A 14,530-nucleotide genomic window follows, 5' to 3' on the forward strand; every position below is an offset into this window, starting at 1 on the left:
GGACCTGTGATCCGCCGGATCGGCCGGCCCGCGACGCCGGCCACCCCCGCGGTGTCGGCCACTCCCGCGGTGTCGGCCACTCCCGCGGTGTCGGCCACTCCCGCGGTGTCGGCCACTCCCGCGGTGTCGGCCACTCCCGCGGTGTCGCGAATGACTCATTCGGGACCTCCGGTGTCCCCAATGAGTCATTCGCGGCATCGAGTTCTCCCCGCGGCGGGGCCGTTTCTCCTCGCGGGCGGGGCCGTGTCGTTCGGGCGCTGGTCAGCCGACGCTGGTCAGCGGCGGCAGGCCGAGCGCCCTGGCGAGCGCGTCCAGTTCGCGGCGCACCGGACCGGCCAGCGGCACCCCCAGCGCCCGGCACTGCTCGAGGTGCTGGGCCTCGCGCCAGCCGGGGTAGCGGATCGGCGCGCCGCCGTCCCAGCCGAGCATGCTGCCGAACAGGGCGCTCGCCGCGCGGTAGAAGCCGTCGGCGCTGCGCAGCGTCGTCGGCGCGATCGCCAGCACCAGCAGTCCGGTGTCGTGCTCGTGGTCGGCGACGCCGGACAGCACGCCGGCGAGGACCTCGACCAGCAGCGTCAGCCCGGCCGCTTCCGCGCCGGGGCGGTCCATGTCGAAGACGAACTCGGGGTACGCGCCGCCCGGTGCCGCCATGCCCAGCGGGTTCATCGGCTGGCCGGGCTCGCCGCCCGCGGCCAGCACCAGCCCGATCATGGCGTGCGGCAGGGCGCGGGCGGCGTGGTGGCCGGCCCGGCCGAACGGCCCGATGCCGCGCAGCGAGACGAGCCCGACGCCGAAGCGGCCGGCTCGCGTCACCGCCCGGTCCATGGCGTCGCCGACGGCCCAGAGCCCGGGCGCGCGGCGGTAGTCGATCAGCGCGGCGGCCCCGCGGTCGGCGATCATCAGCGGCTCGGCGTGCGGCACGACGAGCCCGTTCTTCAGCAGCGGCAGGTGGACGCGGGTCAGGTCGGCGACCCCGGTCTCCGGCGAGCCGGTGAGATCGCCGTGGCAGAGCGCTTCGGCGGCGATCCGGGCGCGGGTTTCGGGGAGACCGTGCGCGGCGAACACGTGTGCCACGAGGGTGACCAGTTCGTCGGCCCGCACGCGGGGCCAGGCCTGTTCCGGGATCGGGGTTTCCGGGACTTCTTCTTCGACGATGCCGGGTTCGGGGCGGGCGGAGCGGAACGGGCGCGGTCTGAGAGGCACTTCCCCGACCTTGCCCAGCGCCGCTGCGGGCGTCAACGACGACGGCCCCGGCCTACCCGACCGTGTGATCGAGTGGTCCGCAGCGACGTACCCTGGGCGGCATGTGCCGAAACATCACCACCCTGCGGGGGCTGCAGCCGGCCGCGACGGGCGAGGAGATCGAGGCCGCGGCCCGCCAGTACGTCCGCAAGGTCACCGGCGTGCAGTCGCTGTCGCCCGCCACCCGCGAGCCGTTCGAGGCGGCGGTCGCCGAAATCACCCGGATCACCGCACAGCTGCTGGAGGAGCTGCCCGAGCGCCGCCAGCCGCCGGCGACCGTGCCGCCGCTGCGCCGTCCGGAGGTGCAGGCGCGGATCGCCGCGAAGGCGTTGCGCCAGCCTTGAATCAGCGCGCGGGCTGGGCGTAACCCCGCTCGCCGGTGTGGTCGACGCCGTCGTCCTTCGACAGGCTGTAGAGCCGGATCTCGATGCCGTCGGGGTCGTTGAAGCGGACCATCCACCCGGTGGTGGCTTCGAACAGCGGCGGGTGCTCGACGCCGAGCTCGTCCAGCCGCGCGAGCCACGCCTCGGCGGCCGCGCGGTCGGCGATCGAGAAGCAGACCGGGTCGAACCCGGCGAGCCCCGCGGCGGCCGTCTCCTGCACGCGCAACGCCACCGGCACGCCGTCGACGCTGCCGGCCACCCCGCGCACGACGCCGTCGGCGTCCGGGAACTCGTGGGTGACGTCGAGCCCCAGCACGCGCTCGTACCACTCGCGGCTGCGCGCCAGGTCGCTCACCGGGAACTTGACGTGGTGGAAGCCTTCGATCTTCGCGGTCATCGCCGCCCCTCTCGCCTCGCCGACCTGGAGCGTAGCGCCGGCCGCCGAAATTGTCGGTCCCCGTCGTTAGGCTGCCCGCATGGGCGGACAAGCACTGGTTTTGGGCGGCGGCGGGGTCGCCGGGATCGCGTGGACGACGGGGTTGCTGGCGGGGCTGGCCGAGCACGGCCAGGACCTGACGGGCGCGGACCTGCTCGTCGGGACGTCGGCGGGGTCGGTCGTGGCGGCGCAGGTGGCGAGCGGCCGTCCGCTGGCCGAGCTGTACGCGCGCCAGGCCGATCCGGCCTTGCAGACGCCGGAGATCCCGGCCGAGATCGACTTCGAGAAGTTCGCCGCCGACTTCGGCGGCGCGGTCACCGGCGCGAGCGACCCGGCCGAGGTGCGCCGGGCGGTCGGGAAGCTGGCCTTGGCGGCCGAAACGGTGTCCGAGGCGGATCGCCGCGCGGTGATTTCCGCGCGGCTGCCGGTGCACGAGTGGCCGGCGCAGCGCCTGGTCATCGTGGGCGTGGACGCGGAGACGGGCGAGCCGCGGCGGTTCGACCGCGAGTCCGGCGTCCCGCTGGTCGACGCGGTCGCGGCGAGCTGCGCGGTCCCCGGCGTCTGGCCGGCGGTGACCATCGGCGGCCGCCGGTACGTCGACGGCGGCGTCCGCTCGGCCGAGAACGCCGACTACGCGGCCGGCTTCCAGCGCGTGACCGTGGTTTCGCCGCTGGGGGTGGACGCCCCGCTGCCGATGGAGAAGCCGCTGCTGGAGGTGCTGGACGACCTGCGCGCGGCGGGCGCACAGGTCGCGCTGATCACGCCGGACGAAGCATCGAAGGCGGCGATCGGCGAGAACCCGCTCGACCCGGCCACGCGCACGCCGGCCGCCGAAGCGGGGCGTGCGCAGGGTGCCGCGCTCACGCTGACCTGGTCCTGAGCGGCCGGGCCGGCACCAGCAGGCCGGCGACGCCGAGCAGCAGCCCGCCGCCCGCGACGGCGAAGATCCAGGTGCCCGGCAACCGGGCTTCGCCGGCGGTGTCGGTCGCCGTCTCGGCCTTGCCAGGCCAGTGGCGTACCTCGATGCGGCTGCCGCGGACGTAGCCGCGCCCGGTGCGGATGCGGGTGTGGCGGTCGTAGCTCGTGGGCGTCTGCACGTCCATGAGCCGGCCGTCGACGCCGGCGACGACCCGGCCCACGTCGACCACGCGCTCCACGGTCGCCGGGGCCACCACCGAACCGGCCCGCTCCCGCAGCGTGGCCGCGAGGAAGACCAGGCCGCCGAAGGACACCAGCGCGAGCGCCAGGCAGGCCATCGAGAACGCCGTCACCGGCGCACCCCGGGTGCCCGGCTCCCAGCCGGGGCCGTCCGGGTCCCATCGCGTGCGCATGCCGTGAGCACGCCGGAGGCACGGCCCGGGTTGCCTCGGGCCGTCGGCTACGCTCGTGGAGCGAGGTAGCGTGTCCGAGCGGCCGAAGGAACATGTCTTGAAAACATGCGAGGGGGCAACCTCTCCGTGGGTTCGAATCCCACCGCTACCGCACTGAGAACCCGGGCGCCCGCCGCGCCCGGGTTCAGTTTTCCGGCTCCAGCAGGTGCGCCTGCACGCGCTCGAACGCCGCGGCGATCGTCGCCTGCTCCTCGGGGCTCAGCAGGTCGATGAGGTGCTCGCGCACGCCCTCCACGTGCGTCGGCGCCGCTTTCTCCAGCAGCGCGAGGCCCTCGTCGGTCGCTTCCGTGATGACGCCGCGCTTGTCCTCCGGGTCACGCGCCCGCCGGACCAGGCCCGCCTCCTCCAGCTTGGCCACCTGGTGCGAAAGCTTGCTCTTCGTCGACCCCATGTACATCGCCAGCTCGGACATCCGCATCCGGCGGCCGGGCTGCGACTGCAGGCAGACGAGCACCTCGTAGTCGGTCAGCGACACCTCGTGCCGTTCGGCCAGCTCCCGGTGCAGCCGCTGCCGCAGCAGGAGCGTCGACACGACGTAGGAGCGCCACGCCGCCATCTCGGCATCGTTCAACCACCGCACCGCACGCTCCTCGGCCATAAGGCAGCGTAGAACGCTGATCAACGAATCGCGCGCTCCGACGCCGATCCGTCGGCCGCTGAAAACCCCGGCGCAACATCGCCCGAAGGTGGGGTTACGAAAAGGTTGAGACTCGGCCGGGAAAGGCGCATTCTGCTTGTCGGTGGACGGTCGGTCAGGGTAGACGGCACGGCTCTCCGCCAGGAGAGGTCAGGTGGTTGTGTGGCGGGTGATTCTCGCGGTTGACCGCCAGCTGCGTCCCCGCGACCGGAACGGACACCTACCGGTTCGGCCGCGACTGTGAACAGCCGAGAGCGGGCTTCCATGCGTATCACGCATACGGCGTCGGTCGGGCCTGGCTCCGGTCACGGCCTCGGAAGCCGTGATGACAGCGCCTGAACGCCGGCCCAGGAAGCGGCCAACCGCTCGACCAAAGACATACCTCGGTACAAGCCTGGGTGCGCCCGTCAGCGCGACGGCCGCACCCAGGCTCGTTAACATTTGCGGGTGAGATTCGACGACGACGCCGGTCTGGACGCCTCCGAAGTCCAGGACCTGCGCGGAAGCGGTGGAGGCGGCGGCGGGATCGGCGGCCGCGTGGCGCTCGGCGGCGGTGGGCTCGGGATCGTCGGCGTGATCATCTACTTCGTGCTGTCCCAGCTGGGCGGGGTCAGCACCGGCGGCAGCGGCCTGAGCGGCGGGCTCGGCAGCGTCGGGTCCGGCCAGCAGGTCGACAACTCGAAGCTCGCCAGCGAGTGCAAGACCGGGGCCGACGCCAACAAGAACCACGACTGCGCGATCGTCGCGGTCGTGAACTCCGTCCAGGACTACTGGGCGCAGCAGTTCGCCCGCTCCGGCTCGACGTACCAGAAGGCCCCGACGAAGTTCTTCAACGGCGGCGTGCGCACCGGCTGCGGCAGCGCCACCTCCGACACCGGCCCGTTCTACTGCCCGGCCGATTCGGACGTCTACATCGACCTGTCCTTCTTCGACGAGCTGAAGACCCGCTTCGGCGCGCAGGGCGGGCTCTTCACCGAGGCGTACGTGCTCGCCCACGAGTACGGCCACCACGTGCAGAACCTGCTCGGCACCTCCCGCAAGGGCACCGGCACCGGCCCGACGTCCGGTTCGGTGCGGCTGGAGCTGCAGGCCGACTGCTACGCCGGCGTCTGGGCCAACCACGCCTCGACGACGCCGACCGAGAGCGGCAAGCCGCTGATCACCGACGTCACCCAGGACGACGTCAACTCCGCGCTGGACACCGCGTCCCGCATCGGCGACGACTACATCCAGGAGAACCTCGGCGGCGGCCAGGTGGACCGCTCGAAGTTCACCCACGGCACGTCCGCGCAGCGCAAGAAGTGGTTCACCACCGGCTTCCAGACCGGCGAACCCGCCCGCTGCGACACCTTCGGCACCAACAACCTGGGTTGATCCACGACGAAGGGGCCGCCCCGCAGCCGGGACGGCCCCTTCGGTCTGTCGTCAGGCGGTCAGTGCGTGCGGGTCACCCGCGACGGCGCGGGCGGAGAAGTTCCGCTGCGCCTTGCGCTCGGCGGCCTTCTGCTTGGCCGCCTTCGCCTTGCCCGGCTGGACGCCGTTGATGCTCTCGGTGCTCGTCGCGTAGACGCCGAGGGCCCAGGCGAGGCCGTCCGCGTTGCGGTCCAGCGCGACCCGGTCGATGTTGCCCAGGTTGTCGCAAGCCTGGTGGTAGCACGGGTCGAACGCGACGCCGGCCTGGCCACCCCACTTCGCCGCCTGCGCCGGGGTCTTCAGCACCTCGGCACCGGTGTCGAGGCCGCCGGCCGGGATGCCGACGGCGATGAACTCGCCGTAGTCCGAACGCCCGGTGAAGTCGGTGCCCTCGAGGGACACCCCGCGCGCGGCCTGCATGAAGTCGACGAAGGTCTTCTCGATCTGCGCCGAGCCGTACGGGCCGGCACCCGCGCCGACGCCGTCGGAGTTGTCGCCGTCGTAGGCGAAGTAGCCGGCGTTGGGCGAGCCGATCATGTCGAAGTTCAGGTACAGCGCGATGTCGAGCTGCTGCTCGAAGGTCAGCTGGTCGACGTAGTAGGTCGAGCCGATCAGGCCGAACTCCTCCGCGCTCCAGAAGCCGAAGCGGACGCCGTTGTTGACCTTCGGGCTGCTGCCCAGCTGCAGCGCGGTCTCGAGCAGGGCCGCGGAGCCGCTGCCGTTGTCGTTGATGCCCGGGCCGGCCGGGACGCTGTCGAGGTGCGACCCCAGCATCACGACGTTGTCCTTGCGGCCGGTCTTGGTCTCGGCGATGACGTTGTAGCTGGTCCGCGCCTCCTGGAAGGCCCGCAGCTCCAGCGTCACGCTCTGCCCGCCGAGGGTGGCCAGCTGCGCCCCCGCGGCCGCCGTCACGCCCCCGGTCGGGATCGCGGCGTTCTCCGGACCCCCCAGGGTCCCATTGAGGTCGCCGTCGGTGTTGTTGTAGACGATGGCGCCGATCGCCCCCGCGGCGGCGGCCGTCTGCTGCTTCTGCGCGAACGAGCAGCCACCGCGCTTGATCAGCGCGATCTTGCCCGCGACGTCCGCGGTGTAGTCGGTGGCCTCGCAGCCGCTGGTGTCGTCCACGGCGACCACGGACAGCGGCGCGGTGATGCCGCCGACCGGCGTCGACTTCGTGTACTCCATGGCGATGACCGGGACGTTGGCGCCGCCCGCGGTCAGCTTCTCGGCGAGCGTCTCCGAGTAGGTGAACGGGAACTCCTGGCGGGTGACCTGGAAGCCGGCCGCCTCGAGCTTGGTGGCGATGTACTCGGCCGACTTCTGGTGGCCCTCGGTGCTCGCAGCGCGGGTACCGCCGTTGGTGTCGGCAATGCGCTGGAGGGCGATCAAGTGCCGGTTGACGCCGTTGACGTCGACCTTTTTGACGAGCTGCTTCGCCAGGGCGGGACCGTCGGGGACCGTGTTCGCGGCGGCGGCCGGGGTCAGGCCGAGCACCAGCGTGGCACCGGCGGCTATCGCCACCGGCGGGAGGAACTTCGTTCTGAAGAGTGACATGGTTGCTCACCTTTGTTCCCTATGCGAAGTCCGTCAATGCGCCTTTCGGCGGGAACTTTCGCCGCGGTATACAGTCGACACATGTACGCGATCACCATCCGTGAACCAGGTGACCCGGACGTTCTCGAGTGGGCGGAGGTCGCGGACCCGCGGCCCGGACCCGGCGAGGTGCTGCTGGAAGTCGCGGCGAGCGCGGTGAACCGCGCGGATCTGCTGCAGCGCCAGGGCCACTACCCGCCCCCGCCCGGTGCGAGCGAAACCCTCGGCCTCGAATGCTCCGGCACGATCGCGGAACTCGGCGAGGGCGTTGAAGGCTGGAACGTCGGCGACGAGGTCTGCGCTCTGCTCTCCGGCGGCGGCTACGCGGAGAAGGCGGTCGTCCCCGCGGGACAGCTGCTGCCGGTGCCGGGCGAGATCGACCTGCTCACGGCGGCCGCGCTGCCCGAGGTGGCCTGCACGGTGTGGGCGAACGTCGTCATGCACGCGAACCTCACCGAGGGCGAGGTGCTGCTGGTCCACGGCGGGGCGGGCGGCATCGGCACGCACGCCATCCAGGTCGGCAAGGCGCTCGGCGCGACGGTCGCCGTCACCGCGGGCTCGCCGGACCGGCTCGAGAGCTGCCGCCAGCTCGGCGCCGACATCACGATCAACTACAAGGAGCAGGACTTCGTCGAGGTGCTCCGCGCGGAGACCGGCGGCGCGAACGTCATCCTCGACAACATGGGCGCGTCCTACCTGGGCCGCAACGTCGACGCGCTGCAGCAGGACGGCCGGCTGGTCATCATCGGCATGCAGGGCGGGGTCAAGGGCGAGCTGAACGTCGGCGCGCTGCTCGGCAAGCGGGCGTCGGTGTTCGCCGCGGGCCTGCGCTTCCGGCCGCTGGACCAGAAGGCCGCGATCGTCGCCGACGTCCGCGAGCGGCTGTGGCCGCTGGTCGCCGAAGGTCTGGTCAAGCCGATCGTCGGCCAGGTCGTGCCGATGGCCGAAGCCTCGACCGCGCACCGCGTCCTCGAAGAGGGCAGCGTGTTCGGCAAGGTGCTGCTGGCCGCGAAGTCCTAACGCAGTTCTTCGAGGACCCGCACGAGCTGGTTGATCTCGAAGACGTTGGAGTAGTGGGCGAGGCCGATCCGCACGGCGCCGCCCACTTCTCCGACGCCGAGTGACGCGAAGACGCCGCTCGTGCCGTCGTCGGCGAAGGCGCACAGGCCCTGCGTCGCCAGGTACTCGGCGACTTCGGGCGCCTTCTTGCCGGCGACGGCGAAGGCGAGCGCGGGGATGCGGCGCATGGCGTTGCCGATGACCATGATGTGCCGCAGCGACAGCAGTTCCGTGGACAGCTGCGCGAGCAGCCCGGCGTGGTAGGACTTCGCCGACCCGAGCGAGGTGACCAGCCGCTCGCGGCGCGATCCGGTGGCGGCGTCGTCGAGGCCGGAGAGGTAGTCGATCGACGCGATGAGGCCGGCGAGCAGCGGGTAGGCGTGCGGGCCGAGCTCCAGGCGGGCGGCGCCGCGGGCCATCGGGTCGAGCGACGCCGACGGGATCCGTTCGATCAGCTCGGGGTCGCGGAAGACCAGGGCACCCACCGAGGGGCCACCCCAGGCCTGCGCGGACACGACCATGACGTCGGCGCCGAGGGCGTTGATGTCGAGCGGCAGGAAGGGCGCGGCGTAGGTCGCGTCGACGACGACGAGCGCGCCGACCCGCTTGGCGAACTCGATGATCGTCGGCACGTCCGGCCGGGTGCCGACGGACCCGGACGCGAGCGTGACGGCGACGGCCTTGGTGCGCGCGGACACGAGCTGCTCGTACTGCCACGCGGGCAGCTCGCAGGTCTCGATGTCGATCTCACCCCAGCGCACGACGGCGCCGACGCGCTTGGCGGCGCGTTGCCAGGGCGCCAGGTTGGCTTGTTCGTCGAGCCGGGACACGACGACTTCGTCGCCGATGGTCCACCGCTCGGCGAGCGCGTCGACGAGCCGGCGCAGCATGACCGGCGCGCTCGGCCCGAGCACGACGGCAGCCGGGTCGGCCCCGACCAGGTCGGCCACGGCCCGGCGGGCCGCGGTAACGATGCTTTCCGCGCGTTGTGAGGCCGGAAACGCTCCGCCCGGCCCGGACACCGGGGCTCGCATCGCCGTGGAAACGGCCGAAGCGACCTGTTCCGGGACCAGCATTCCGGCGGCGCCGTCGAAGTGAATCCAGCCGTCACCCAGCGCGGGAAAGAGCCCACGGATACGAGCGACGTCGAACGCCATGGGGACACCGTACGGACGTGCGGTTTCGCCGTGCGTCCGGGGTTGGGTGGAGAGCCACCGGGAACCCGGTTTACGGCTACGCTCGGAGACGGACACCCCCTGGGTGTCGCGGAGCGTGTCGAAGGCAAGCCAGGATGGAGCACATGACCGAGCCGAACTTCACAGCGGGTGACCCGGGCCAGGAATCTTCACCCCACGTGGTGGTCGTCGGACCGGACGGCACGCCAGTGGGCGCAGCCCCCGTCGAGGGCGACCACCCCGAATCGGTGGGCGACCTCGTCGAGGAGCCGGCGAAGGTGATGCGCATCGGCACGATGATCAAGCAGCTCCTGGAGGAGGTCCGGGCGGCCCCGCTCGACGACGCGTCCCGCACGCGCGTGCGGGAGATCCACCAGACGTCGATCCGCGAGCTCGAGAAGGCCTTGGCCCCGGAGCTGCAGGACGAGCTGGAAAGGCTGGTCAGGCCGTTCACGAACGACTCGACCCCGTCGGACGCGGAGCTGCGGATCGCCCAGGCGCAGCTGGTCGGCTGGCTGGAGGGCCTGTTCAGCGGAATCCAGACGGCCCTGTTCGCCCAGCAGATGGCGGCCCGGGTCCAGCTGGAGCAGATGCGGCGTGGGCTGCCCGCTGGCCCTTCGGGGCTGGCCGGACACGGGCATGGGCCTGACCACGGGCCGGGGATTTCGGGGACGGGCCAGTACCTCTGAGTGGAGGTTGTCCACAGACCGAAGGGCCTGTGGACAACCTCTGTGGACAAGTCGGCACGGCGGGGGGTCTGTCCGGGGGTGCCGATAGGCTCCTCAAAGGTCGCGAATGACTCATTCGGGACGTCCGAGGTCCCGAATGAGTCATTCGCAACACCGCGGGCCCGCCGCCCAACCCGGCACCCCACCCAGGCCTCCCCCGCCACCCCGATCCGAAGCCAGCACGCGGCCGGTGGTGCCGGGTCAAGGCACGCTTTCCCGCCTTGACGCGGTACCACCGGCCGTAGTCACAATCACGGCTTCGGGGTGGTGGGCAGCAAGCGAGCACCCGCCCAGATCAGCCAGGGCTCCGGGCAAAGACCCGCCTCCACCCCACAGCGGCGACCGACTCAGCCGGCGACCTCGCGCCGGGCCGCGACGTCCTCCTCCAAGCGGGCCAAGCGCTCCTCGTACTTCGAGATCGCCGCCAGCCGGGCCCGGATGCGGGCGTGCTCCGCGCGGACCTCCTCGGCCTCGTCCGGCGCGTACTCGAGCCGCTCCGCCAGGCGGGCCACCGACCCCGGCCGCTCGAAGGCCGCGATACGGGCCTCCAGCGCCGCCAGGTGAGGCGCCAAGCGGCGCTGCTCGTCGTACAGCCACTTCACGTGGCCGTCGAGTTCCTGCGTCGCGTGCTCGACGTCCCGGCGCAGGTCGGCGAGGTGGCCGTGCAGGCGATCGAGTTCGGGCTGGATGCGGTCGGTCGCTATCTGCTCGATGCGCGGCCGGAGCCGGGCCATCACCGGTCGCCAGGCCAGGCCGGCGAGCGCTTTCGCCCGTGGAACCACCACTCCGCGAATGTCACTCACTGTATGATCTCGATTCTTCCGGAGTCACGCCAAGTGCTCAGCAGCTTCGATTCCGCGTGCAGCCGGTGTTCCGCGGTGACCCCGACCTTGCTGCCCCAGGCGTGCTCGAAGTCGGTCTGGTCCGGCCGTTCGATGATCGACACCCCGGTGAGGCGCACCAGCGCCTCCGGGAACAGCTGCCGGCACAGGTAGGTCACCAGCGTGCCGGTCGTGGCCCAGACTTGCTCGTCCGCGGACAGGCCCAGCAGCTTCGACAGCGGCAGCACGAACTGCCGGTTCGGAATCGGCACGAACCCCAGGTCGGCGGGCCACCAGTCGGGCAGCGTCTCGGGCTCCCAGAACAGCCGGCCCGGCTCGGCGAGCAGGTACAGCCGCGAGGTGTAGTCGGCGAACGTGTACGGCGAGACCATGACCCCGCGGTGGACCACCACGACGTCGGTGCGGCGGCCGTACGTCGGTTCGGCGTCCGGTTCGTCCAGCGCGAAGGTCGTCATGCGGAAGACGAGGTCGCTGCCGTCGATCAGGGCGGCTCGCTCGGCGTCGGGCGTCATCGGCGCGTTGCCGACCACCGCGATCGTCTCGACGCGCTGGCCGCGGGCGTAGGCGATCAGGAGGTCACGGAGCATGTCACCCTCGGCGAGCTGCTCGGAGGCTTCGCCCGCGAACTGGGTTTGACTCATCGCTCCCCCAAGGCATCGGTGTCCGGGGCCGCCGTCAGGCGGCAGCCGAGCAGACGGACAATAGCCGACAGACCACTGTCGTTACCCGGAAGGGGTCCTCTGTGACCGCGCTGGCCATCGTCCCGGCGAGGGGCGGCTCCGTCGGGCTGCCGGGCAAGAACCTGGCGCCCTTCCGGGGCCGTCCGCTGGTCGCGCACACCGTGCACACCGCCGTCGCGGCCGGGATCGCCGACGTCGTCGTCACCACCGACGACGCCGACATCGCCGCCGCGGCCGAGGCCGAGGGTGCCCGGACCGTCGCCAGGCCCGCCCACCTCGCGGACGCGGCCAGCCGGACGCTGCCCGCGGTCACGCACGCGCTCGACACGCTCGGCGTCCCCGATTCGACGCTCGTCCTGCTGCTCCAGCCCACCTCGCCGCTGCGGACGGCCGAGGACATCGCCGAGTGCCTCGACATCCACGCGGACCGGCCGACCGGCTCGGTCGTACAGATGTGCCGCTCGACCGACCACCACCCGCTGAAGGTGTGCCTGGAGACGCCGGACGGCGGGATCGCCCCGGTCCGGGACTGGGCCGACCTCGAAGCACCCCGGCAGACGCTGCCGGTCGTGCTGCGGCCCACCGGCGGCATCTACCTCGTCCGCGCCGGCGACCTGCGCCGGCACGAGCGGTTCTTCATCCCCGAGGTGCGGCCCCAGTTCGTTCCGGTCGAGCGGGCGATCGACATCGACTCCGCCGCGGACCTCGTGCTGGCCGAGCAGCACGTGACCGGCTAGCGGTCCACGAAGGCCTTGTAGAGCGAAGGCCGCCAGATCTCCTCGCCTTCGAGCAGGTCGATGATCCGGCGGTGCGCGCCCGGCTCGCCGAACTCGGTGTGCGGCTCGCACCGGCCCATGGCGCGGGCCTTGCCGATCCCGGCCGCGACGGCTTCGGCGGTCGGCTCGACCGAGAGCACGCTGGGGGCCATCGCCCGGTTGCGCTGCCGGGTGCCGACGGTGACCGACGGCGTCCCCAGGACCGGCGCCTCCCGCACGCCGGCGCTCGAATTGCCCAGCACGACGGCCGCGTTCTTCATCAAGGTGACGAAGTACTCGAACCGCATCGACGGCAGGCGGACGAACCGGGGCCCGTCGAGCCGGTCGAGCTCGCTCCTGATCTCGCGGCAGCCTTCGTCGTTGTTCGGGTCGATGACGACCCAGTTGCCCTCGGTGAGCACGGCGTCGACCACGGCCGCCGCGTTGCGCCGGTTCTGGTCGCGCTCGGTCGTCACCGGGTGCAGGGCGAGCAGGCCGTAGTCGGTGAACGGGATCTCGTAGTGGCGCCGGACCTCGTCGAGGTCGGGCAGCCGCGCCGACGTCAGGACGTCGACCTCGGGGCTGCCGACGACGAAGATCCGGTCCTCCTCCTCGCCGAGCTGCAGCAGCCGGCGCCGGGCCGTCTCGTTGGCGACCAGGTGCACGTGGGCGTGCTTCGACAGCGAGTGCCGGATGACGTCGTCGATCGTGCCGCTGACCTCGCCGCCTTCGATGTGCACGACCCGCACGTTCGCCAGCGAGCCGACGATCGCCCCGGCGAGGGCCTCGACCCGGTCGCCGTGCACGACGATCGCGGCCGGCTGCTCCTCGTGCACCAGCCGGGCCAGCGCCTGGACGGTGTTGGCCAGCACGAGCGCCATCGGCTCGTCTTCGATCTGGTTCGGGATCAGGTGCAGCCGTTCCAGCCCGGCCAGCTCGATCTCGCGCACCGTGTAGCCGTAGCTGCGCAGCATGTGCATGCCGGTGACGACGATGCGGGCGGACAGCACCGGGCTCTTCTGCACGGCGAGCATGACGTCCCGCAGCTTCCCGAAGTCGGCGCGGGTCCCGGTGAGGAACAGGACCTCACGCCGCCCGGGCTCAGCCAAGGTCCGCCCAGCTCACCTGCGTGTTCGCCGGCAGCGCCCGGGTGACGGCCCGGCCGAGCAGGCTCTCGTAGTCCTTGGCCTTGATCTCGCCGGTGCCCGGGCGCTTGACCCAGATGTTGTCCGTGGTCAGGGCCTCGCCCTCGGCGACGTCCTTGGTGGTGACCACGCAGGCGTAGGCGAAGTCGATCGTCGGCTGTTCCTCGGCCAGGATCTGCTTAGACCCGCCGCGCGAGGCGTGGATCAGGCGCGAGCCCTCGACGAGCTGCTTGAACTCCGCCGGCGTCGACGAAACCGGGATGTCCGGGCCCGGCCAGCTCATGTCCGAGGTGAAGTGCCGCTCGAGCACCGAAGCGCCGAGCGCGACCGCGCCCAGGCACGGGTAGATCGTGGTGGTGTGGTCGGAAAGCCCGAGTTCGGCGTCCGGGAAGGCGGCGTGCAGCTCCGCGATCGCGCCGAGCCGCACCTGCTCCGGCGGCGTCGGGTACAGCGACGTGCAGTGCAGCAGCGCGAACCCGACCCCCGCGGCCCGCAGGATCTCGACGGCCGGGGTGATGGACGCGATGTCGTTCATCCCGGTCGAGAGGATGACCGGCTTGCCGAACGAGGCCACGTGGCGGATCAGGGGGTAGTTGTTGCACTCCCCGGAGCCGATCTTGAAGCCCTCGACCCCCAGCTCGGCCAGCCGGTCGGCGGCGGCGCGCGAGAACGGCGTCGACAGGAAGACGAGCCCGCGCTCCTCGGCGTGCGCCTTGATCTCCCGCTCGTCCTCGGCGGTGAGCGCGACGCGGTTCATCATGTCCCAGATCGGCTCGTCGGCGTTGCCGGGCACGACGTCGTTCGGGATCATCTCGTCGTCGACGACGTGGGTCTGGATCTTGACGACCTGGACGCCGGCGTCCGCGGCGTCGTCGACCATCTTGTGCGCCTTCTTGGGATCGCCCTCGTGGTTGATCCCGATCTCGGCGATCACGAGAGGGGGGTGGTCGGCACCGACCGGGTGCTCGCCGAGCATGAACATGGAGACCTCCGGGTCGCTGCGTGGCTGCGGTCCGTCCCCGACCTTATCCCGTGGGCCGCCGGGCCCGGT

Annotated in this window: 16 protein-coding genes and 1 tRNA gene; 7 read left to right on the forward strand and 10 right to left on the reverse strand. The window is 71.8% G+C overall.

Features of this window, described 5'->3' with window-relative positions; translation table 11 throughout:
• Nucleotides 1-261 precede the first annotated feature (261 nt).
• The gene (locus ACWDN5_RS02675; RefSeq protein WP_310968124.1) at nt 262-1,203 is read right to left on the reverse strand and encodes an Ldh family oxidoreductase; all 942 of its coding nucleotides are present in this window, start codon (nt 1,201-1,203) and stop codon (nt 262-264) included.
• A gap of 101 nt (nt 1,204-1,304) precedes the next feature.
• On the opposite strand from ACWDN5_RS02675, the gene ACWDN5_RS02680 reads away from it, so the two are divergent.
• A complete protein-coding gene (locus ACWDN5_RS02680; protein WP_310968125.1) occupies nt 1,305-1,586 on the forward strand; it encodes a DUF2277 domain-containing protein in 282 nt (93 codons plus the stop codon).
• Nucleotide 1,587: 1 nt separating this feature from the next.
• Here ACWDN5_RS02680 and ACWDN5_RS02685 read toward each other — a convergent pair whose 3' ends face one another.
• Nucleotides 1,588-2,022: a VOC family protein gene (locus tag ACWDN5_RS02685; protein WP_310968126.1), complete on the reverse strand. Its 435-nt coding sequence runs from the start codon at nt 2,020-2,022 to the stop codon at nt 1,588-1,590.
• A gap of 79 nt (nt 2,023-2,101) precedes the next feature.
• Between ACWDN5_RS02685 and ACWDN5_RS02690 the strand changes: the two genes are divergently transcribed.
• Nucleotides 2,102-2,941 (forward strand): patatin-like phospholipase family protein, encoded by an 840-nt coding sequence (locus ACWDN5_RS02690; RefSeq protein ID WP_310968127.1) that lies wholly within the window; start codon nt 2,102-2,104, stop codon nt 2,939-2,941.
• On the opposite strand, the gene ACWDN5_RS02695 is transcribed toward ACWDN5_RS02690, so the two are convergent.
• A complete protein-coding gene (locus ACWDN5_RS02695) occupies nt 2,922-3,392 on the reverse strand; it encodes a hypothetical protein (protein ID WP_449674022.1) in 471 nt (156 codons plus the stop codon). The two genes, ACWDN5_RS02690 and ACWDN5_RS02695, sit on opposite strands and share 20 nt — an antisense overlap.
• A gap of 64 nt (nt 3,393-3,456) precedes the next feature.
• On the opposite strand from ACWDN5_RS02695, the gene ACWDN5_RS02700 reads away from it, so the two are divergent.
• Nucleotides 3,457-3,543, forward strand: a tRNA-Ser gene (locus ACWDN5_RS02700).
• A 33-nt stretch (nt 3,544-3,576) separates the two neighbouring features.
• On the opposite strand, the gene ACWDN5_RS02705 is transcribed toward ACWDN5_RS02700, so the two are convergent.
• Nucleotides 3,577-4,032: a MarR family winged helix-turn-helix transcriptional regulator gene (locus ACWDN5_RS02705; RefSeq protein WP_396136860.1), complete on the reverse strand. Its 456-nt coding sequence runs from the start codon at nt 4,030-4,032 to the stop codon at nt 3,577-3,579.
• Between the two features lie 504 nt (nt 4,033-4,536).
• Here ACWDN5_RS02705 and ypfJ point away from each other — a divergent pair.
• Nucleotides 4,537-5,463, forward strand: coding sequence for a KPN_02809 family neutral zinc metallopeptidase (ypfJ, locus tag ACWDN5_RS02710; protein WP_449674024.1), 927 nt, complete (start codon nt 4,537-4,539; stop codon nt 5,461-5,463).
• Between the two features lie 51 nt (nt 5,464-5,514).
• Here the strand turns inward: ypfJ and ACWDN5_RS02715 are convergent, their stop codons facing one another.
• The gene (locus ACWDN5_RS02715; protein WP_449674026.1) at nt 5,515-7,056 is read right to left on the reverse strand and encodes a M28 family metallopeptidase; all 1,542 of its coding nucleotides are present in this window, start codon (nt 7,054-7,056) and stop codon (nt 5,515-5,517) included.
• Between the two features lie 81 nt (nt 7,057-7,137).
• Between ACWDN5_RS02715 and ACWDN5_RS02720 the strand changes: the two genes are divergently transcribed.
• The gene (locus ACWDN5_RS02720) at nt 7,138-8,115 is read left to right on the forward strand and encodes an NAD(P)H-quinone oxidoreductase (protein WP_449674028.1); all 978 of its coding nucleotides are present in this window, start codon (nt 7,138-7,140) and stop codon (nt 8,113-8,115) included.
• Here the strand turns inward: ACWDN5_RS02720 and ACWDN5_RS02725 are convergent.
• Nucleotides 8,112-9,311 (reverse strand): cysteine desulfurase-like protein, encoded by a 1,200-nt coding sequence (locus tag ACWDN5_RS02725; RefSeq protein WP_004558816.1) that lies wholly within the window; start codon nt 9,309-9,311, stop codon nt 8,112-8,114. The two genes, ACWDN5_RS02720 and ACWDN5_RS02725, sit on opposite strands and share 4 nt — an antisense overlap.
• Before the next feature lie 134 nt (nt 9,312-9,445).
• Here ACWDN5_RS02725 and ACWDN5_RS02730 point away from each other — a divergent pair, with 134 nt between their 5' ends.
• A complete protein-coding gene (locus tag ACWDN5_RS02730) occupies nt 9,446-10,018 on the forward strand; it encodes a bacterial proteasome activator family protein (protein ID WP_310968133.1) in 573 nt (190 codons plus the stop codon).
• Nucleotides 10,019-10,404: 386 nt separating this feature from the next.
• Here the strand turns inward: ACWDN5_RS02730 and ACWDN5_RS02735 are convergent, their stop codons facing one another.
• Nucleotides 10,405-10,842, reverse strand: coding sequence for a hypothetical protein (locus ACWDN5_RS02735; protein ID WP_449674031.1), 438 nt, complete (start codon nt 10,840-10,842; stop codon nt 10,405-10,407).
• Nucleotides 10,843-10,856: 14 nt separating this feature from the next.
• Nucleotides 10,857-11,540, reverse strand: coding sequence for a hypothetical protein (locus tag ACWDN5_RS02740; protein ID WP_449674033.1), 684 nt, complete (start codon nt 11,538-11,540; stop codon nt 10,857-10,859).
• Nucleotides 11,541-11,641: 101 nt separating this feature from the next.
• Here ACWDN5_RS02740 and ACWDN5_RS02745 point away from each other — a divergent pair, with 101 nt between their 5' ends.
• Nucleotides 11,642-12,316 (forward strand): acylneuraminate cytidylyltransferase family protein, encoded by a 675-nt coding sequence (locus ACWDN5_RS02745; protein ID WP_310968136.1) that lies wholly within the window; start codon nt 11,642-11,644, stop codon nt 12,314-12,316.
• Here the strand turns inward: ACWDN5_RS02745 and neuC are convergent.
• Nucleotides 12,313-13,443, reverse strand: coding sequence for a UDP-N-acetylglucosamine 2-epimerase (gene neuC / locus ACWDN5_RS02750; protein WP_449674035.1), 1,131 nt, complete (start codon nt 13,441-13,443; stop codon nt 12,313-12,315). The two genes, ACWDN5_RS02745 and neuC, sit on opposite strands and share 4 nt — an antisense overlap.
• Nucleotides 13,436-14,461, reverse strand: coding sequence for an N-acetylneuraminate synthase family protein (locus ACWDN5_RS02755; RefSeq protein WP_449674037.1), 1,026 nt, complete (start codon nt 14,459-14,461; stop codon nt 13,436-13,438). The genes neuC and ACWDN5_RS02755 overlap by 8 nt, the downstream gene beginning before the upstream one ends.
• Nucleotides 14,462-14,530: the final 69 nt, after the last annotated feature.

It is taken from the genome of Amycolatopsis sp. NPDC003731, assembly GCF_053586895.1.